The sequence below is a fragment of the Seongchinamella sediminis genome, from assembly GCF_003457605.1.
Lineage (GTDB): Bacteria > Pseudomonadota > Gammaproteobacteria > Pseudomonadales > Halieaceae > Halioglobus > Halioglobus sediminis.
The window spans coordinates 23474-43327 of record NZ_QRAN01000019.1; the positions used below are offsets into that span (position 1 = coordinate 23474).

Sequence of the window (19854 nt, forward strand, 5' to 3'; positions counted from 1 at the left end):
GCCCTAAATGAAAACCCGGGATCGTATACTTCATACCAGCCTGCTGCTATTCAATGAGGAAGGTGAGGAGCAGACCACGACCATCGATATCGCCAATGAGATGGACATCAGCCCGGGCAACCTGTACTACCACTTCAAGGGCAAGGACCAGATTATCGCCGAGCTGTTTCACCAGTATGAGACCGCACTCTCCGGCACCCTGACCGCGCCCATTGAACAGCCGCTGGCCGGGCCGGGAGACGTCGAGCAGAACTGGTACTACCTGTACGTCGTGCTTGAGGAAATGTACCAGTACCGCTTCCTCTACCATAACCTCGACAATATCCTGCAGCGCTACCCCGACATCCGGCGCAATTTCAAACGCCTGCTGCAGCTCAAGCGCGCCACGCTCTACGCCATTTGCCAGACCTTGCTGCAGCAGTCGGTGATCAACACCGGGGAACAGCAGTTGCTGGGCCTGGTGGACAACATGACCCTGCACCTGACCTTCTGGTTCAGCTACGACCAGCTACTGCACCAGGAACGCAACCCCGCCGTGACAATCCACCAGGGCGTGCTGCAGCTACTGACCATGGTCGCCCCCTACCTTGGGGATGAGCAGTTGAGTTTTTACCGCGACTGCGAGGCCATTTATGCCAACATGCTGGAGCAGGACAGCTAGCGCCAGCTCACCCTGACTGGCCCCGATACGGCTACTGCGCCTTGCGCAGCAGGATCACGTCTGCCCCGATCCGCTCCAGCACGGCAGCATGCTGCCCCGCCCACCACTGCCAGCTCAGTTCACTGAAAAAACACACATGGGTGGGGTCGTTCTTGTAGTGCCAGCGGGCAAAGGCCCCGGCGTTCTGCACCAGTTTGGTCATGATGCCCAGGTAGCCCCCCGGTTCCAGCAGCACCCACAGCTGTTCGACCACGGCCCCGGGCCGGTGCAGGTGCTCCACCACCTCGGTTGCGGTAATAAACTGGTAACTGCGCTGCAGCACCGCGGTATCGGGCCGGTAAAAGACGTCGTAGAGGGCAACCTGGTGGCCCGCTTCCTCCAGCATGGCCGCCAGCGCCGGACCGGGGCCACAGCCGAAATCCAGGCCGCGGGCGGCGGCGGGAATTCTTGCCAGCAGGGGAGCGGCGAGACGGGACAAAAAGCCGCGGTAGCCGGGGTCATCGACGGCATTGCGATGCAGGTCGTACTCGGCTTTCTCCTCGCTGCTGCTGAGGTAATAGAGCGGCGGCACGAATACCAGGCCACAGTCCCCACAGCGCAGGTACTCACGGCGCCGGTCGCGGCAAAAGGCCCCGGTCCGGGAGCGGCCGCAGAGCGGGCAGTGCAAGTCGCCGCTCATCTGCTATATTCCATGTTCACTTTCACACTCCCCAACGAGGACAACAGCATGGCCATTCAGGTCGGTGACACCATTCCCCAATCCACTCTAAAAACCATGGGTGCGGAAGGCCCCACGGATGTTTCTACCAGTGACATTTTCGGCGGCAAGAAAGTCCTGCTGTTCGCCGTACCCGGAGCCTTCACTCCGGGCTGCTCAATCACCCACATGCCCGGCTACGTGGTAAACGCGGACAAGATCAAGGCTGCGGGGGTCGATACCATCGCCTGCATGGCGGTCAATGACGTTTTCGTCATGGATGCCTGGGGCAAGGCGCAAAATGCCGAGGAAATCCTTATGCTGGCGGACGGTATGGCTGAGTTCACCGCCGCCCTCGGCCTGGAACTGGATGCCAGCGCCTTCGGCCTCGGCACCCGCTCCCAGCGCTTCGCGCTAATCGCCGAAGACGGGGTGGTAACCCACATCAACGTTGAACCCGATACCGGAGTGGACGTCAGTGCCGCCGAGACCATGATGAGCCTGCTGTAATTCAGCCGCTGGCGGGGTGCGTTTCCACGCTGCCCGCCAGCCGCTGGCGGTCTTCGTCGGCCGCCGCGGTGCCGGTTTCATAAAAGTGCTTCATGCCCGCGGCCACCGCCACCAGCTGTTTTTTCATCTCCGGGAGTACCAGGTTGCGCCCCAGGAACCCGCCCAGTCTCCCCAGCGGCAGCACAAAGCGCAGGGCAAGCGTTACCCGCGTGCGCTGCGCATCCTCCGGCTGCAGCTGGTAGTCAAATTCCGCATTTTTGAACGGCGCCATGGGCTTGCCCTTGCGGTGCAGGCGCAGGGTAAAGCCCTGCCCTTCACGCCAGTCAATGATGGTTTCCTCCAGATACCTGTCGCCAGTGTAAACCCGGCGATGAGCGCCGGGGCCCGAGCTTGCCGCCGATACAATTTCCGTGCGGGTCAGCCCCGGCACGTAGTTATGCGGCAGGGAGTAGTCCGCCAGCAGCGCCCAGGCCTCAGCCAGCGGCTTGTCCACAACCACGGCAACGGAGTACCCCAGGCTATTGCTCATGGCGCGGCTCCCTCATCAGCGCCCCTGCCAGTATCGAGAACAGGCAATAGGCAAGAAAATAATAGAAACCCGCTTCCAGCTGCGCGCCCATGGTCAGCAGGTCACCCATCTGTCCCGAGGCGCTGCCGGACATGTAGGCCACCAGCATGGCCATGACGAATACATCGGCCATGGACCACTTGCTGAGGCTGGCGTTCAGCCACCACAGGGGCGCCCGCCAGCGTGCCTGTGGCAACACCAGGGCAGTGAACTGCAGGCAGAGTTTGAACACCGGGATGACCACGCTGAAAAAAACGATAAGCAGGGCCACCGCCAGGTTGCCGGTAGCGGCCAGCTCCTCCACGGTTCCGAGAATGGAGCGGGTGTTGTTGTAGGCCGTAATCTGGCCCTCGATCTGGTCCAGGCCCATCAGGCTGGAGAGCATGACAAGCATTTGCCGGGTCTGGGAATCGGCGTCCTCGCCGGCGAGCATGTCCACGCCAAGTTCGGCGATCATGGATTTTTCCAGGGTGCCGGTCAGGGTCAGTACCGGCTGGGAAATACCCGGATATAACAGGCCCAGCGATACCAGAATCAACAGCAGCGCCAGCAGGCGGCGAGACATAGGCATACCTTGCTCCTCAGTCAAAGGCCCGCATCATACCCCATTGCGCCCTCAGGTGAGCTGCAGGTAACAAATGGTGCTGATAACCGCGGCGCCGAGGAAATTGAGCGCCACCCCCTCCCGGGCCATCCGCGCCACGGTGAACATGCCGCTGCTGTAAACCACCGAATTGGGCGCGGTGGCCACCGGCAGCATGAAGGCGCAGCTGGCGCTCATTGCCGCGGGCACCATCAATGTCTCCGGGGCCAGTCCCGCCGACAGCGCGACGGCGGCCAGCACCGGCATCAGCAGTGTGGTGCTGGCGGTATTGGACGTGGTCTCGGTCATAAAGGTCACAGTCAGTGCGATCAGCAGCATCAGCAGGTAGATGGGCAAGGTCGCCAGGTCGGTAAATACCCCCCCCAGCAGGTCGCTGAGCCCCGAGCTGACAAAGCCCTTGGCCAGGCAGATGCCGCCACTGAACAGCAGCAGCACGCCCCAGGGAATCCTCACCGCCCGCTCCCAGGTCAGCAAGCGCTCACCCTTGCCGTCGGGCAGCATGAACATCAACACCACCGCCAGCAGCGCCACCGACGCATCGTTGGCCTGGGGCAGGTCAAACCAGGCCATCCAGCCGCCAAAAGGTTCACCGCGGGTCACCCAGGCCAGCGCCGTGAGCCCGAAAACCAGCATGACCCGCTTCTCCTCGGTACGCCAGGCGCCGACCCTGGGCAAGCTGACGGACAGGGTGCCGCGAATGTTGCGAGTCAGGATCAGGGCCATGACGGGCACCATGAGCACCACCACCGGCAGCGCCCAGCTCATCCAAGTGGTGAAGCTGATGCTTTCTCCCGTGGTCTCCTCGAAAACCTGCATGAAGATCAGGTTGGGCGGGGTGCCGATCGGGGTACCCAGGCCACCGACACTGGCGGCATAGGCCACGCCCAGCAACAGCGGCGCCGCCAGCCGGTCCTTGTCCGGTGATGCTTCCAGCACCGCCAGTACCACCGGCAGCAACATCAGGGTGGTGGCGGTATTGGATATCCACATGCTCAACAATGCCGCGGCCGCCATGAAGCCCAGCACCAGGCGCAAGCCGCTGTGAGCACCAAACAGGTTGACCATGCCGATGGCAATGCGCCGGTGGGCACCGGAATGCTCCATGGCCTGGGAGAGCAGGAAACCGCCCAACAGCAGCAGGATAAGCGGCGAGCCGTAGGCCTGGCCGACTTCAGCCGGGGTGAGGACGCCGAACAGCGGCAACACCGCCAGCGGCAGCAGTGAGGTCACGGGAATGGGGACGGGTTCCAATACCCACCAGATGACACAGAGCACGGCGACGAATCCCACAATGGCGATATCCCCGCTGTAGCCGCCCTGGATGAAGCCCAGCGCCGCCAGGGCGGCCGCCAGCGGCCCCAGCCAGATCGCCCAGTTACGCACCCGGGCCGCCCCCGCGGCAGGCCGGCAGTGAGGCTACGAGTGCCCAGGGTAGCGACCCCATCATATATGTCCCCGTTTGAAAACCTTTGTTATTCACCGCCGCCTGCGCGCGGCGCTTTGCGCATCCTGTCGCAAGGCGCCGCGGCTGTAAAGACCAAAGCCGCCGGGCTGTGGCGGTCGTTACTGGCGCCTGGGGCCGCCAGGCAATACACTGGCAGCATGGACAAGCCCCTGCCCCTGACCCTGGTTGACCAGTTCCAGCGCCGCGTCAACTATCTTCGCCTGTCGGTCACTGATCGCTGCGACTTCCGCTGTGTGTATTGCATGGCCGAGGACATGACCTTCGCGCCCAAGAGCGAAATCCTGTCGCTGGAGGAACTGTACCAGGTCGCCCGGGCATTCTGTGAACTGGGGGTGAGCAAGATTCGCCTCACCGGCGGCGAACCGCTGGTGCGCAACAACATCATGTCGCTGGTGCAGCGCCTGGGGCAACTGCCCGGGCTGGAGGAACTGGCGATTACCACCAACGGCTCCCAGTTGCAGCGCCTGGCGCCGGCGCTGAAAGAGGCCGGTGTGCGGCGCATCAATATCAGCCTGGACAGCCTGAACCCGCGCAAATTCCGCCACCTCACCCGGCACGGCAACCTCGACCAGGTTATTGCCGGTATCGACGCGGCCATTAACGCCGGTTTTGCGGGCATCAAGCTCAATGCGGTGATTCTCAAGGGCCGCAATGAAGACGAGGTGCTGGATCTGGTCGGGTTCGCGCTGGACCGGGGTATTGACATCGCCTTCATCGAGGAAATGCCGCTGGGCCTGATCGACCACCACGACCGCAAGCTGACCTTCTGCAGCAGCGAGGAACTGCGCGCCATGCTGGCGTCGCAGCACCGCTTGACGGCACAGGGTGAGCCCGGGGGCAGTAGTGGTCCCGCCCGCTATTACCGCGTGGATGACAGTGGCAGCCGGGTGGGCTTCATCTCGCCCCACAGCAACAATTTCTGTCACCTGTGCAACCGGGTCAGGCTGACGGTAGAAGGCCGCCTGCTGCTGTGCCTGGGCAATGAGCACTCGGTGGACCTGCGGGAGATTTTGCGTAGCCCCGGGTACAAGCTGGATAAACTCAAGTGGGCCATCGTCGGGGCAATGGACCTGAAACCGGAGCGACACTTTTTCGACCACGGCGAAGAGCCCCAGATTCTGCGCTTCATGAACACTACCGGCGGCTAGCTCGCCAGTACCAGGCCGCGCCTGCCTGACGTACAATGTCGCGCCACTCCCAAGGAAACGACATCGCGTGCATACCCAGGATTTCCCCCAACTGGACTCGGTAGCAGTTATTAAACAGGGCTTCGAGTCTTTCGGTTACATCTGCTCGGACAAAATCGCGACCGCCGTATTCCTGGCGTTCCAGCTACGCAAGCCCGTGCTGGTGGAGGGCCCCCCCGGGGTTGGCAAGACCGAGCTGGCCAAGACCACGGCCCACCTGCTGGACACCCCGCTGATCCGCCTGCAGTGCTATGAAGGGCTGGATGAAGCCAAGGCCCTGTACGAATGGAAGTACGGCAAGCAGTTGCTATACACCCAGGTGTTGAAAGAAAAACTGGGCGACCTGCTGCAGGGCACGCATAACCTGGCGGAGTCAGTGGAGCGTTTGCACCAGTTCGGCGATATCTTCTACTCGGAGGAGTTCCTCGAGCCCAGGCCCCTGCTCAAGGCCATGCAGCAGGAAAGGGGGGCAATCCTGCTGATCGACGAGGTAGACAAGTCAGACTACGAGTTTGAATCGCTGTTGCTGGAAATTCTCTCGGATTACCAGGTATCGATTCCGGAGATCGGCACGGTCAAGGCCAGGACCACCCCGATGGTATTCCTCACCAGCAACAACAGCCGGGAAATTTCCGACGCCCTGAAGCGCCGCTGCCTGCATCTGTATATTCCTTTTCCCACGGTGGAACTGGAAGAGCGCATCGTGCGCAGCCGGGTACCGGAGATCGACGAAAAGCTGCGTCACCAGCTGGTGGAATTCGTTCACTCCCTGCGGCAACTGGACCTGAAGAAAGCCCCGGCCATTTCCGAAACAATCGACTGGGCGCGCAGCCTGTTACTGCTGCACGCCGGCGACCTGGACGAGGAGCTGGTACGCAACACCCTCAATGTCCTGCTCAAGTTTGAAGACGACATTGAATCCACCGACAGCGAACTGCGCCAGCTGGTGCGCGGGGCCGCAGCAAGCTAGCCATGCCTGAAAACCTGGTCAGTTTTATCCAGGTCCTGCGCAGCCACGATGTGCGCATCTCCCCGGCGGAAACCCTGGACGCCATGCACGTGGCGACCACCCTGGGCTACGGTGATCGCAGGCTGTTGCGGGACGGCCTGGGGATGACCCTGGCCAAGACACCGGAAGAAGAAGCGATCTTCCTGCAGTGTTTTGAGCGCTTTTTCGATCGCCAGCTGGCGGACGTTTCCGGGCCGGAGCAGCCGGACAACAGCGAAGCCGCCGCTGCAGAAAATCCCGATGCCCTCTCACCCGACCAGCAGCAGGCCGGGGCCGCCGCCAGTGAGGCATCGCCGCTGGAAGTCGCCGCAGAAGACAGCCCCGAGCTGCAGGCACTCATGCAGTCCGAACTGATGCAGGCACTGGTCGAGAACGACCGCGGCGCACTGAGCGTGGCCATGGCCCGGGCGGGTGAAGCCGCCGACCTGCAGAATATCCAGATGTTCACCCAGAAAGGCCAGTTCACCCGCCGCATTCTCGACGCCATGGGCGAGGAACAGCTGCGCTCCGCGGTGATTGCGCTGGAACGCGACCAGAACCCCGCCCTGCCCCAGCTGCAGCGTTACCGGGATCTGCTCCGGGAGCAGGTGCGCGACTATGTCGATGGCCAGTACCTGCTGCACGCCGAGGGCAAGACCCGGCAGTTCATGGAAGACGTATTGAGCAAGACCCGGCTGAGCAATATCGAGCACACCTACCTGCACCGCGTACACGAACTGGTGCGCAAGATGGCCCGGAAACTGGCCGCGCGCCACTCCCGCAAGCGCCGCGATTACCGCCGCGGGCAACTGCACATGGCCCGCACCATGCGTGCCAGCGTCGCCAACGACGGTTTGATGTTTGACCTGCACTGGCGGCGTACCCGCAAGGAAAAACCGCAGATACTCGCGGTGTGCGATGTCAGCGGTTCGGTCGCGGCCTATGCCAAGTTCCTGCTGCTGTTCCTGTACAGCCTGCAGGACGTGCTGCCGCGAGTCAGGAGCTTCGCCTTTTCCAGCACCCTGGGAGAAGTGAGCGAGCTGTTCGAGGAACACCCGGTCGAGAAAGCCATCGAACTGGTTAACTGGAAGTATGGCGGCGCCACCGATTACGGCACCGCACTTACCGACTTTGCCCGCATCGCACTGGACGACATCGACAGCAATACTACCGTGATTATTCTCGGTGACGCCCGCAACAACAAGGGTGATCCCAAGCTGGAGATCATGCAGAGTATCTACCAGCGCTCACGCCAGGTAATCTGGCTGAATCCAGAATCACGCCGAGCATGGGGCAGCGGCGACTCGGAAATGCTCCGCTACCAAAGCGCCTGTCATTTTGCCGCCGAATGCAATAACCTTAGGCAACTGGAACGCATAATAGACCAACTCCTTAAAAGCACCCGATAACGTTATGGCATTCTACTGCAATGATTGCAGCTACCGCGGTAAAACCAGTGGTCAGGGGGGGCAGTGCCCGGCCTGTGGGTCTTTTAATGTGTCGGTCCCCGGCTTCAGGCAGGAGCAACAGGAAGGGCCACCACGCTGGCACAAGATTGCCCTGGTCAGTTCGTGGTCGCTGCTGTTGGTCGTGATTCTGTGGAAGCTGGTCCGCTGAGCCTTAGCAATTCACAGTTCCCTCTCCCGCTTTCACTGCAATCGCTGGTGCGGCAACAGTTTGCCGATCCGGCTCTGTCTGCCAGAGGGGGGCAGGCAATGCCGCGGCAAGAACTCATTGCCTATATTCGCACCAGTCACCGGCCCGACCTGCCGCCACTGCAAGCGGTACTGGCGCAAACCGAGCAGATTGGCGATCCCGCCCTGCCGGCAGCGGAGGACAGCGCCATCCTGGCCTGGGTCGGGGCCAGCTTCGCCCACTGGGAAAAGCACTACCCGCTGGAGCAGCAAATCGCCAGGCAGTTACGCCGGCTGCAGCCGGTAATCGCTATCATGGCACTTGCCGACCCCCAGTTTTTTACGCCGGGCAACCATCCCCTGCACCAGGCGCTCGACGCCCTGCAACTGGCAGCGGTGGGCTGGCAGGACGGCCTCGGCCGTGCCGGCGAGCCACTGCTGAAGCTCGTTGCAGAAGCCGTCGATGATGCCCTGGCTAACATGGAAGCCACTGATGACGAACTGATGTCGCTGCTGCGGGCAAGCGTCCAGTCGGCACAGCGCTTGCAAACCCGTCAGCAGCGCATGGCCAAGCGCACCGCCGATGTGGAGCGCGGCCAGCTGCGGACAGCACGGGCCCGCAATACCGCAGCGCTTGCCATCAACCAGCAGCTGCAGCGCTTTCCCTTGCCACCCGCAATCGGCCAGTTCCTCGCTGGTCCCTGGTATGAAAGCGCGCAGCTGGTATTGCTCAAATTCGGTGAGCAGTCCAAGCAGTGGCAGGCCATGGTCAATACCACCGGGGTCCTGGTAGATTCGCTGCAGCCGGCAGGGAACGACTCGCGACTCAAATCCGTCGCCGACATCAGCAGGGACCTGCAGCAGTGGCTGCTGAGCCTGCAACACGATGCCCAGGCGGCGGAACAGGCTATCAGTAACATCGAGTACATCCATCTCCGCGTTGGCCGCGGCGAGGACATCCAGCGCAGTGATTGCCCGCTGCTGGCTATTGACGAAAAGCCCAAGGGCAGCGGCGAGGCTATCGCCGAGATCAACGCCATTGAAACCGGTCAGTGGTTCCTGGTGCAGGCCCGCAGAGGCGGCACCCTGCGCATACAGCTCGCCATGAAACAGGACGATGAACAGCGCCTGCTGTTCTGCAATCATGCCGGCGCCCGGGTCCAGGCCATGGACTACGCCAGCTTCGCCCAGCTGCTCGTCGAGGGCAAAGCCATTCCTCTGAGCGCTGGCTGCAGCTTCAGCCGCTCACTGGCGGCAACCGCAGGCATAGACAGCCGGGAGGCGCTGGCAAAGCTCACCGGCAAGCCGCTGCCCGCTGACAACGCGGCGGCTGAAAAGACCCTCGCAGCCGACACTGGCTCCACGGATGAGCTCCCGCCCGTAAAAGTCGACAGTGAGACGCCGAAAAAACCCGATCTGCCGGATGCCGGTGTGCCGGAGCTGCCCATGGGAACCTGGCTGGGCTTTCACGACGTGGACCCACCCCTGCTGGCCAAGCTGGCCCTGCACGACAAGGTGCGCCAGCTGTTCATCTTCGTCAATCGCAAGGGCGTGGAACAGCGCCGCCTGGCGGCAGATGAGTACCTGGCCCTGATCCAGGAGGGACAGGTGGACATTCTGGAAACCAAAGTCAATTTCCGCGAGCAGGTAGAACGCGCTCGCGACCGCATGAAGAGGCACCAAGGCTAATGGACCTGGAGCGAAAACACTTGCGGCTACCGGTGGAAACCCGGGTCTTTATCGAGCTTGAAGCGCCGGCATCCGGCAGCGATGCGCCGGGTCATATCGCGACCTGTAAAACCCTGGATGTTTCCGCCAACGGCCTGCAGGTGGCCCTCGAGCACGAATTGATCGAGCAGACTTACCTGCAGATCGGCATTGAGCCGCCACAGGTCGGCGATGCCGCCAGCGAACCCTTCTTCCTCGCCGCCCAGGTCAGGTGGTGCCGGGCTGGCGAGACCGCGGACCAGCCGTGGCTGGCGGGACTCGCCCTGTTACCAGCCGGCCACTCCGATATCGGCCGGTGGATAGACCTGATATCCGGCCTCGAATAAGCGGCCGGTTCAGAACAGCCGCTCTTCTTCCTCTTCCTCGATAATTTCCAGGCTGAGCTCATCCATGCTGGTGCCAAACGCCGGCGGCGGTGAGGTTGTTGGCGCCTCGCTTGCGGCTTGCTCATCCCCGGCTGTCGATTCCGCGGCCCCGGCACCTTCGTCCCGCTCCAGCTCCGGCGCCGCATCCGGCGACGTGGATGACGGCGCGAATCCGCCGTCTTCCTGGGCGAACTTGATCTTGAGGCGCACGTTATTGGGCGAGTCGGCATTGCGCAGGGCCTCCTCCTCGCTGATCAGTCCCTCCATGTACAGTTCGAACAGGGCGGTATCAAAGGTCTTCATGCCGATGTTCTCGGACTTCTGCATAACTTCCTTGATACCCTCGATCTGTCCGCGCAGGATCAGGTCGGCCACCCGCGGCGTACCCAGCAGCACCTCGATGGCCGCACAGCGCTTGCCGTCCACCGTGGGCACCAGGCGCTGTGACACGAAGGCCTGCAGGTTCAGCGACAGGTCCATCAGCAGCTGGGCCTTGCGCTCCTCGGGAAAGAAGTTGATGATTCTGTCCAGCGCCTGGTTGGCATTGTTGGCGTGCAGCGTGGAAATGCACAGGTGGCCGGTTTCGGCAAAGGCGATGGCGTGCTCCATGGTTTCGCGATCGCGGATCTCACCAATCAGAATCACGTCCGGGGCCTGGCGCAGGGTGTTCTTCAGGGCGTTGTGCCAGTTGCGGGTATCCACCCCCACCTCGCGCTGGTTGACGATGGATTTCTTGTGGCTGTGCACATACTCCACCGGGTCCTCGATGGTGACGATATGGCCGCTGCTGTTGGCGTTGCGGTAGTCGATCAGCGCCGCCAGCGAGGTGGATTTGCCGGAGCCGGTGGCGCCGACAAAAAGCACCAGCCCGCGCTTGCGCATCATGACCTCGGGGAGTATTTCCGGCAGGCGCAGGTCCTGCCAGCGGGGAATGTCGGCCACGATATTGCGGCAGACCATGGCCACCTCGTTGCGCTGCAGGAAGATATTGACCCGGAACCTGCCGTAGCCCGGGATCGAGGTGGCCAGGTTCATTTCCAGTTCCTGCTCGAACTCCGCCTGCTGGGTAGCGTCCATGACTTCGTAGGCGATATCCCGGATCTCGCCGGGCTTGAGAATTTCGCTGTCGATGGGGCGCAGGTGCCCGTCGAACTTGGCGCAGGGCGGCGCCCCGGTGCTCAGGTAAAGGTCCGAGCCGTTTTCCGCCGCCAGGTGCTTAAGCCACTCTGTAATTCTCACCCCATATCCCCCAATACCTTGTTATTTCCGGGTTTTGCGCCGACTGCCAGCGGGCCACGCGCAAACCCGGCTACTCTAGCAGCTTGTGTAGGGCTCTCCTATAGCCGGGGTTAGACAATCTCGACTTTGGCAAATACAATACGGGCGTATAGCGAAAATAATGCTGGAGTACACGGGTGAAAGAAGAAAGACCCACGCCACTGGTAGAAGACCTGGACGGCACCCGCCGGAAACTGGAGAGCTGGTTCTCCGAGCGCCGCGGTACCGACATCAGCATCAGCGGTCTGGACATACCGGAAGCCACAGGCATGTCCAATGTCACCCTGTTGTTCGACATTAACTGGCAGGAGCAGGGCGAGACGAAGTCGCTGTCCTGCGTTGGCCGCCTGCAGCCGGAAATCGAGCGCCCGGTGTTTCCCAGCTACGACCTGCGGCAACAGTACCAGGTCATGGAAGCGGTAGCTGAAACCAGCGACATCCCGGTTCCCGTGCTGCTCGGGCTGGAAGCGGACCCCGCGCTGCTGGGTGTGCAATTCTACATCATGGAGTTTACCCCCGGCCGCATTCCCACCGACATGCCCCCCTACAGCATGGACGGCTGGATGGTGCATGAAACCACCGAGCCCCAGCGGGAGGCAATGTGGCGTGCGGCGGTAGACACCATGGCCCGCTACCACCGGCTGGATTACCGCGAGCTGGGCTTTGGACACCTGGCCAGCGGCAGCGCCACGCCCCTGCAGCAACAGCTCGCCTACTGGCGGCGCTATCACGACTGGGCGATGGAAGGCACCCGCCACGAGATTGGTAGCGCCGCGCTCGACTGGCTGGAGGCCAACCAGCCCGGGAATGAACCCACGGTACTGTGCTGGGGCGATTCACGCCTCGGCAATATCATCTTCCGGGAATCCCTGGACGGCGTGGCCGCGCTGCTGGACTGGGAAATGGCGGTACTGGGCAACCCGGTACAGGACGTTGCCTGGTTCAACTTCATCGATGCCACCTTCGCCGAGGGCCTGGGCCTGCCCCGGCTGCCCGGGCTACCCTCCTACGAGGACACCGTGGCCCAGTGGGAACAGGCCTCCGGCTACTCCGCCAGTGACTACGACTACTATCTCATTTTTGCCGGCATGCGTTACGGCCTGATCCTGTCCCGAATCATGGTGGCCACCGGGCAGGACGACCTGGTACAGGAAAATTTTGCCTGCCAGTTGCTGCACAAGCACCTGGAGAGGGTCGGGGGGATGTCGGGATAGTCGTCACAACACTGTGAATCATTTATCAAAGAACCCGGCTGCGGAGGTAAGGGCTGGGAGGCGGATTCACTGTCGCCCTGTTCAGGCCACCGCCCAATCCTCCCGCCTGCGTCCTCTGGGGTTCCGGCGCTCACCCTTGTCTCTCAGCAGATAGCTTTCGATCGCCGCACCGGGTGACTGTCGGCGGTCACTTCCCGGATCGCGCCGGTCCTGATAGTGCACATACTTGCAGTCACAGCGCTGCCGGGTGCAATTGGGCAGGGGTAACAGCGGTGCCTCATCAACCAGGTAGCGACGATTTGGCAGGTTTCTGACGGCCTCGCAACCGCCCTCCATCGGGGACACCGTAACCGCGTGATACCGGTTTCTGGTACTGGCTGCCAAATCCTTGCGGCGCCCTTTGTGCCGTTTATCAGCAAATCCACCCGCTGTTCCCGGCGATCCGATACCACGCCAGAGAAAAAATACCAGCAGGACAAAAATTGCGAATACCGCTAATGAGGTGACTATGATCCCCATCACTCATCTCCTTCACCGCCTCATCTGTTCCCTTATGCCACTTGTGTCGGTGATTAGCGCACGAACGGTGACACTCCGCGTTCCAAAGTGAGGGTACGCAGTACAGACGTTAGTCCACGAAGACTAGCAGACAAGCGGAAATTTGCCAGTTGGCCACCGCGCTCCGTCGCACCTGTTACTGGTCTGCCACCATCGTTGGTAACAGGCGACCACTAATAGTCACCAGATGCTGGAGCCCAGTTCAGTGCAAGGACTTCTCCAGCCGGTGCTCGTGGAACACGTACTCGAACACCTCGCGGTAGTTGCGGGCAAAGTGCACGTTAATTCCGTCCCTGAGATAGTCCGGTAATTCGTCGAAATCTCGCCGGTTGCCGTGGGGGAGAATGAGCTCCATGATTTTGCTGCGGCGGGCGGCAATCACCTTTTCCCGAATCCCCCCCACGGGCAGCACCTGGCCGGTCAGGGTCAGCTCGCCGGTCATGGCCAGCGGGCGTTTGATGCGCTCCTTGCGCGCCAGGGAGACCAGCGCTGTGGCCATGGTAATGCCGGCGCTGGGGCCATCCTTGGGTGTGGCCCCCTCCGGCACATGCAGGTGGACCATGCTCATGTCGAAGAAATCGGGATCGCAGCCATAGTCCTTGAGATGACTGATCACGTAGCTGTAGGCGATCTCCGCCGACTCGCGCATGGTGTCACCCAGGCGACCGGTAAGCTTGAAGCCCCGGTTGAGGGTGTGAATCTGGGAGGACTCGACCGCGAGGGTGGCGCCGCCCATGGCAGTCCAGGCCAGTCCGGTGGCGACCCCGAGACCGCGCATGGGTTTGTCGGCGATGAAGGGCGGCTTGCCCAGTAACTCGTCGATATCCTTTTTCCCCACCCGCAATTTTTCTTCATCCTCATCGAGCATGCGCACGATGGATTTGCGCATGATGCGGGCAATTTGCTTTTCCAGCGAACGCACCCCCGCCTCGCGGCAGTAGGAGTCGATGACATACTTGAGGCCGGCATCGTTAATCTTGAGTTGTTCCTCAGCCAGGCCGTGGCGTTTGAGCTGCTTCGGCCACAGGTGCTTGCGGGCGATGGACAGCTTTTCCTCGGCAACATAGCCGGACAGCCGGGTGATTTCCATGCGGTCCAGCAGCGGGCCGGGAATGGTGTCCAGCTGGTTGGCGGTACAGACAAACAGGACCTTGGACAGGTCCACCCGCAGGTCGAGGTAATGGTCGAGAAATTCACTGTTCTGCTCGGGATCCAGCACTTCCAGCAAGGCCGATGCCGGGTCACCCTGGAAGGAGGCGCCGATCTTGTCGATCTCGTCGAGCATGATCACCGGGTTGGCTACCTGCACTTCTTTCAGGGCCTGGACGAACTTGCCCGGCATGGCGCCGATGTAGGTACGCCGGTGTCCCTTGATTTCCGCCTCGTCGCGCATGCCGCCCAGGCTGAAGCGATAGAACTCGCGCCCCAGGGCGTCGGCCACGGAACGGCCGATACTGGTTTTACCCACCCCCGGCGGCCCTACCAGCAGCAGGATGGAACCGGATATCTCGCCCTTGAAGGAACCCACCGCCAGAAACTCCAGAATGCGCGCTTTTACATCCGCCAGCCCCTCGTGGTGCGCGTTGAGTACCCCGCGCGCATGCTGCAGGTCCAGGTTGTCGTCCGAGTGCACACCCCAGGGAACCGAGGTGGCCCAGTCGAGGTAGTTGCGGGTGACACCGTATTCGGGTGATCCGGTTTCCAGTACCGACAGCTTTTGCAGTTCATCGCCAATACGCGTGGCCACCGCATCCGGCAGCTCCTTGTCGGCAATACGCTGCTCGAACATTTCCACATCGGAGCTGCGGTCATCCTTGGAGATTCCCAGCTCTTTCTGGATGATTTTCATCTGCTCGCGAAGGAAAAACTCGCGCTGCTGCTCGGAAACTTTCTCATTAACCTGGCTGGTGATCTGGCCCTGGAGCTCCGCCACTTCCCGCTCTTTGCGCAGCAGTGACAGCACTTTTTCGATGCGCGATATCAGCGGCAGGGTTTCAAGAATCTCCTGCAACTGCTCGCCAGAGGCGGTGGTCAAGGCCGCGGAAAAATCCGCCAGCAGGCTGGGCTGGGTGGGGCTGAAATTGGCCAGGTATTGCTTGAGCTCTTCGCTGTACAGCGGGTTCAGCGGCAGCAGTTCCTTGATCTCCTTGATCAGGGCCATGGCGTAGGCCTTGACCTCATCGGAGTCCCGGTCGCCCTGGCTGGGGGGATACTCCACCTGGGCCAGGTAGGGTGGTTTATCATTCAACCAGCGCACAATCCTGAACCGGCGGATACCCTGGGCCAGGAACTGCCCCTGATTGTCACCGGGCATTGGCGGCCGGTGCAGCCGGACCACGCAACCCATGTCCGGGAACTGGCGCGTATCGATATCGCCACTGTCGCTGCGGGGAACGTAGGACAGGCCAATCAGGCCCTGGTTGCTCTCGCTGACACCCTTGAGCGTTGTCGACCATTCCCGGGCATTAATCGCCACCGGCTGCACTTGGCCGGGGAAGAATGGCCGGTTGGGCAATGGCATCAGGTAAAGCGTATCCGGCAGGACGTCGTCAGCCACCGCCGGGGCATTGTTGCCCTCGCCAGGTTCCACGATATCCGCGTCTACAGTATCCTCATGCTGATCCATGCCCTGTCCTTCTTTACGCTGGTTAATGCAGGCTATATGTGGCCAACGGACGCGGTTTTCAAGCACGACCGGCGGGCACCGTGCCGGCGCTGGCAGGCGCCGGTATAATGGCACACCACAGATACATCCAGTTTAGACCACCAGAGGACTCAGCCGTGCATATAGAGCAGCTGTCGCAGGCAGACATTTCAAGCCAACTGGAAGCCGTTGAGGCCGAGTACCGGGCGCTCGCCGGGCGCAAGCTGGCGCTGGACCTGACCCGGGGCAAACCCGGTAGCGAGCAGCTGGGCCTCAGCAACCCGCTCGATGGCATCCTGGCTGGCGACTACCGCAGCGAGGACGGCATCGACGTGCGTAACTACGGCGGCCTGGAGGGACTGCCCGAGGCCCGGCGCCTGTTCGCCACTGTGCTGGGGGTTCCCATGGAGAATGTGCTGGTCGGCGGCAATGCCAGCCTTACCCTGATGTACACGGTGATAGACCTGGCGCTCAGCGCCGGCCTGCGCGGCCCCGGCTCCGCCTGGGGCAATTCCGACGAGGTCAAGTTCCTCTGCCCGGTACCCGGCTACGACCGCCACTTCGCTATCTGCGAGTACCTGGGCATTGAAATGATCCCCGTGCCCCTGCTGGCGAGCGGACCCGATATGGACCTGGTGGAAGCACTGATCAGCAACGATGCCAGCATCAGCGGCATCTGGTGCGTACCCCGCTTCTCCAACCCCACCGGCTGCGTTTACAGCGACGAGACCGTGGCCCGCCTGGCCAAGCTGGGCACCCTCGCTAGCGAGCACTTCCTGGTGATGTACGACAATGCCTACGCCGTGCATGCGCTATACGAGGACGCGCCCCGACTCGCCAGCATCAGCGACTACTGCCAGCAGTACGGCACCGCAAACAATGTGTTCCAGTTCGGCTCCACCTCGAAAATCACCTTCGCCGGCGCCGGCGTGGCCTTCCTCGCCAGCAGTGAGGATAACCTGGCCGCCTTCAAGAACCACCTGTCCATCCAGAGCATAGGCCCCGACAAGGTCAACCAGCTGCGCCATGTAAGGCTGCTCAAGGACGCCGACGGCATCGCCGGACACATGCGCAAGCACGCCGCCATCCTGCGGCCGCGCTTCGAAGCGGTCCTGGACATACTCGACCGGGAACTGGCCGGCACCGGCATGGGTGAATGGCTGGCGCCGCGCGGCGGCTACTTTATCTCCTTCAACACCCGCCCCGGGCTGGCAAAAGACGTGGTACGCCTCGCCGCCGGGATCGGCGTCGCCCTCACCCCCGCCGGCGCCACTTTTCCCTACGGCGAGGACCCGGATGATTCCAATATCAGGCTGGCGCCCAGCTTTCCCTCACTGGAAGACGTGAAAGCGACTGCGGAGGCCTTCGTGGTTTGTGTGAAGCTGGCGACATTGAGGCAACAGCTATCCAACTCTTGAGATTGCGCCTTCGCGAGCCGGTTCGGCACCGGGGTATAGCTGCTGAAACGACCACAAACTCCACTGCGTTTGCGGGCCGCTGCGGAACTCGGTCAGCGGTTGCTGCGCGCAACCGCTAAGCGACCTCAGACAGTCCTCGCGGAAATCCCCCGTAAACTCCGTTCCGCAAAAAGCGGTGGCCTGATTGTTTCAGCAGCTATACCCCGCCACCGAACCTCTTTCAGCTTTCAATTCGAACAAAGTAACGGCGCTTGAAACTGTGAAGACAGCTGGGATAAATTCAATCCATGCTCGTTTGAGCCAGCCCCGGAACCGGATCAACACAAAAAGCTCGGAGTCCTCACTCTTCTGTAGTCTGCTGCGGCGGCATCCCCGCCAGCGGGAAACTCGCCACATTTCCGCCCTCGGCCGGCTTGACGTCGGAAATCTTCACCGAGCCTTCCTTCGCTACCTCATCAATACGAATAATCGCCTGCAGGGGAATATAGCTGCGGGTCACCCCGCTGAACTCGTTCTTGAGCTTTTCCTCACTGGGATCAACCACGATCTTCGAACGCTCGCCAAACACGAACTCCTCAATCTCGATGAAACCCCACATATCGCTCTGGTAGATCTGCCGGGCAAAGACCTCAAAGACCTGGTTGCCATTCTGGAAAATCACTTTGTAAACGGGTTGCGCTGGCATGGTTTCCTCGTGCGGTGGCGGATAACAGAGCCCCTGGCCGGCCACCGTGATATCGAACCGCGGTAGCAAGCCGGAGCGCCGGCCGCCGGAGCGCCGGCCGCCGGACCGCGATTTCAGGGGGCGGCAATATTACCACCATCGGCAGGAATTACCAGCGCTGAAGCCTTGCCGGGCCTAGGTTTCAGCGGGGTAAATCTGTATAATCCGCTGCCCTTTTGCAGACACATTCGCCGGCAGAACTGCTGCCAGCGTACCTGAGGATTAGTGAGCAAGAAACTCTACATCAAGACCCACGGCTGCCAGATGAACGAATACGACTCCGCCCGTATGCGTGACCTGCTGCAAGAAAGCCATGACCTGGTGACCACCGAGAACCCGGAAGAAGCCGATGTAATCCTGCTAAACACCTGTTCTATAAGGGAAAAGGCTCAGGAGAAGGTATTTCACCAGCTGGGACGCTGGAAGCACCTGAAGCAGAAAAAACCCGATCTGATTATCGGTGTGGGCGGCTGCGTGGCCAGCCAGGAAGGGGAAGAAATCGGCAAACGGGCGCCCTACGTTGACCTGGTATTCGGCCCCCAGACCCTGCACCGGCTGCCGGAGATGATGGAGCAGCGCGCAGGCCCCGGCGGCACCCTGGTGGTGGACATCAGCTTTCCGGAAATCGAGAAGTTCGACCGCCTCCCGGAACCCAGGGTGGACGGCCCCACAGCCTTTGTCTCCATCATGGAGGGCTGCTCCAAGTACTGCACCTTCTGCGTGGTGCCCTACACCCGTGGCGAGGAGGTGTCCCGGCCGCTGGACGATGTGATTGCCGAAATTGCCCACCTCGCTGCCGAGGGGGTCAGGGAAGTGAACCTGCTGGGCCAGAATGTCAACGCCTACCGCGGCGAGAGCCACGAGGGCGACATCGTCGACTTTGCCGAGCTGCTGCACTACGTGGCCAGGATTCCCGGCATCGCCAGAATCCGCTACACCACCTCCCATCCGGTGGAATTCTCCGACGCCCTGATCGCCGCCTACGCGGACATTCCCCAGCTGGTCGATCACCTGCACCTGCCGGTGCAAAGCGGTTCCGACAAGATTCTGGCGGCAATGAAACGCGGCCACACCGCCCTCGAATACAAGTCCAAGATTCGCCGGCTGCGCAACATCCGGCCCGACATCAGCATCTCCTCCGATTTTATTATCGGTTTTCCCGGTGAGAGCGAAAAAGACTTCGCCGACACCATGAAACTGATTGAGGACATCGGCTTCGATGTGTCCTTCAGCTTTGTCTACAGCCCCAGGCCGGGCACCCCCGCCTCGGACCTGCCCGACGAAACACCCGAGGAAACCAAGAAGCAGCGCCTGCAGATATTACAGGCCCGTATCAACCAGCAGGCCCAGGCGATCAGCCGGCGCATGGTGGGCAGCACCCAGACCATTCTGGTCACCGGCGTATCGAAAAAAGACCCGGGCCAGCTGCAGGGCCGTACCGAGAACAACCGGGCGGTGAATTTCTCCTGCATCGATCACCAGCTGATTGGTGAATTCGCCCAGGTTGAGATTGTCGAGGCCCTGCCCAACTCGCTGCGCGGCGTGCTGCAGGCCGGTTGACGGCTGGTATTTCCCGTATATCCTTTGAACTAACTACTCTGCCCATAATGG

At 61.7% G+C, this 19854-nt stretch carries 18 protein-coding genes; 10 read left to right on the plus strand and 8 right to left on the minus strand.

Annotation, left to right across the window (positions count from 1 at the left end; genetic code table 11):
- Nucleotides 1-7: 7 nt before the first annotated feature.
- The gene (locus DWB85_RS15525; RefSeq protein ID WP_117956383.1) at nt 8-661 is read left to right on the plus strand and encodes a TetR/AcrR family transcriptional regulator; all 654 of its coding nucleotides are present in this window, start codon (nt 8-10) and stop codon (nt 659-661) included.
- Nucleotides 662-692: 31 nt separating this feature from the next.
- On the opposite strand, the gene DWB85_RS15530 is transcribed toward DWB85_RS15525, so the two are convergent.
- Nucleotides 693-1340 (minus strand): class I SAM-dependent methyltransferase, encoded by a 648-nt coding sequence (locus DWB85_RS15530; protein ID WP_117956384.1) that lies wholly within the window; start codon nt 1338-1340, stop codon nt 693-695.
- Between the two features lie 48 nt (nt 1341-1388).
- On the opposite strand from DWB85_RS15530, the gene DWB85_RS15535 reads away from it, so the two are divergent.
- Nucleotides 1389-1868 (plus strand): peroxiredoxin, encoded by a 480-nt coding sequence (locus tag DWB85_RS15535; RefSeq protein WP_117956496.1) that lies wholly within the window; start codon nt 1389-1391, stop codon nt 1866-1868.
- 1 nt (nt 1869) lies between these two features.
- Here DWB85_RS15535 and DWB85_RS15540 read toward each other — a convergent pair whose 3' ends face one another.
- Genes DWB85_RS15540 through DWB85_RS15550 form a run of 3 tightly spaced genes read right to left on the minus strand, consistent with a single transcriptional unit; the run spans nt 1870 to nt 4423 of the window.
- Nucleotides 1870-2397: an SRPBCC family protein gene (locus DWB85_RS15540; RefSeq protein ID WP_117956385.1), complete on the minus strand. Its 528-nt coding sequence runs from the start codon at nt 2395-2397 to the stop codon at nt 1870-1872.
- Nucleotides 2387-3007 carry a paraquat-inducible protein A gene (locus DWB85_RS15545; RefSeq protein WP_117956386.1) on the minus strand — a complete coding sequence of 207 codons (621 nt, stop codon included), beginning with the start codon at nt 3005-3007 and terminating at the stop codon, nt 2387-2389. The genes DWB85_RS15540 and DWB85_RS15545 overlap by 11 nt, the downstream gene beginning before the upstream one ends.
- Nucleotides 3008-3052: 45 nt before the next feature.
- A complete protein-coding gene (locus tag DWB85_RS15550) occupies nt 3053-4423 on the minus strand; it encodes an SLC13 family permease (protein ID WP_117956387.1) in 1371 nt (456 codons plus the stop codon).
- Nucleotides 4424-4642: 219 nt separating this feature from the next.
- On the opposite strand from DWB85_RS15550, the gene moaA reads away from it, so the two are divergent.
- The 5 genes from moaA to DWB85_RS15575 all read left to right on the plus strand — a co-directional run bounded on the left by moaA (nt 4643) and on the right by DWB85_RS15575 (nt 10368).
- Nucleotides 4643-5653: a GTP 3',8-cyclase MoaA gene (moaA, locus tag DWB85_RS15555; protein WP_117956388.1), complete on the plus strand. Its 1011-nt coding sequence runs from the start codon at nt 4643-4645 to the stop codon at nt 5651-5653.
- A 67-nt stretch (nt 5654-5720) separates the two neighbouring features.
- A complete protein-coding gene (locus DWB85_RS15560) occupies nt 5721-6662 on the plus strand; it encodes an AAA family ATPase (RefSeq protein WP_117956389.1) in 942 nt (313 codons plus the stop codon).
- Nucleotides 6663-6664: 2 nt separating this feature from the next.
- Nucleotides 6665-8089: a vWA domain-containing protein gene (locus tag DWB85_RS15565; protein WP_117956390.1), complete on the plus strand. Its 1425-nt coding sequence runs from the start codon at nt 6665-6667 to the stop codon at nt 8087-8089.
- A 306-nt stretch (nt 8090-8395) separates the two neighbouring features.
- Entirely contained in the window at nt 8396-10003 is a 1608-nt protein-coding gene (locus tag DWB85_RS15570) for a DUF1631 family protein (RefSeq protein ID WP_117956391.1), read from the plus strand.
- On the plus strand, nt 10003-10368 hold the full coding sequence (locus tag DWB85_RS15575; protein ID WP_117956392.1) for a PilZ domain-containing protein: 366 nt from the start codon (nt 10003-10005) through the stop codon (nt 10366-10368). The genes DWB85_RS15570 and DWB85_RS15575 overlap by 1 nt, the downstream gene beginning before the upstream one ends.
- A 9-nt stretch (nt 10369-10377) precedes the next feature.
- Here the strand turns inward: DWB85_RS15575 and DWB85_RS15580 are convergent, their stop codons facing one another.
- Nucleotides 10378-11646, minus strand: a complete 1269-nt coding sequence (locus DWB85_RS15580; protein ID WP_117956393.1) for a PilT/PilU family type 4a pilus ATPase — start codon at nt 11644-11646, stop codon at nt 10378-10380.
- A 176-nt stretch (nt 11647-11822) separates the two neighbouring features.
- Between DWB85_RS15580 and DWB85_RS15585 the strand changes: the two genes are divergently transcribed.
- Nucleotides 11823-12899: a phosphotransferase family protein gene (locus DWB85_RS15585; RefSeq protein WP_117956394.1), complete on the plus strand. Its 1077-nt coding sequence runs from the start codon at nt 11823-11825 to the stop codon at nt 12897-12899.
- A gap of 81 nt (nt 12900-12980) precedes the next feature.
- On the opposite strand, the gene DWB85_RS15590 is transcribed toward DWB85_RS15585, so the two are convergent.
- Nucleotides 12981-13418, minus strand: a complete 438-nt coding sequence (locus DWB85_RS15590) for a hypothetical protein (RefSeq protein ID WP_117956395.1) — start codon at nt 13416-13418, stop codon at nt 12981-12983.
- A 241-nt stretch (nt 13419-13659) separates the two neighbouring features.
- Nucleotides 13660-16083, minus strand: a complete 2424-nt coding sequence (gene lon / locus DWB85_RS15595) for an endopeptidase La (protein WP_117956396.1) — start codon at nt 16081-16083, stop codon at nt 13660-13662.
- A gap of 155 nt (nt 16084-16238) precedes the next feature.
- Here lon and DWB85_RS15600 point away from each other — a divergent pair, with 155 nt between their 5' ends.
- The gene (locus DWB85_RS15600) at nt 16239-17519 is read left to right on the plus strand and encodes an aspartate aminotransferase type Ic (RefSeq protein ID WP_239017349.1); all 1281 of its coding nucleotides are present in this window, start codon (nt 16239-16241) and stop codon (nt 17517-17519) included.
- 340 nt (nt 17520-17859) lie between these two features.
- Here DWB85_RS15600 and DWB85_RS15605 read toward each other — a convergent pair whose 3' ends face one another.
- Nucleotides 17860-18204, minus strand: a complete 345-nt coding sequence (locus DWB85_RS15605; protein WP_117956498.1) for a DUF1820 family protein — start codon at nt 18202-18204, stop codon at nt 17860-17862.
- A gap of 264 nt (nt 18205-18468) precedes the next feature.
- Between DWB85_RS15605 and miaB the strand changes: the two genes are divergently transcribed.
- Nucleotides 18469-19803: a tRNA (N6-isopentenyl adenosine(37)-C2)-methylthiotransferase MiaB gene (gene miaB / locus DWB85_RS15610; RefSeq protein WP_117956398.1), complete on the plus strand. Its 1335-nt coding sequence runs from the start codon at nt 18469-18471 to the stop codon at nt 19801-19803.
- Nucleotides 19804-19854: the final 51 nt, after the last annotated feature.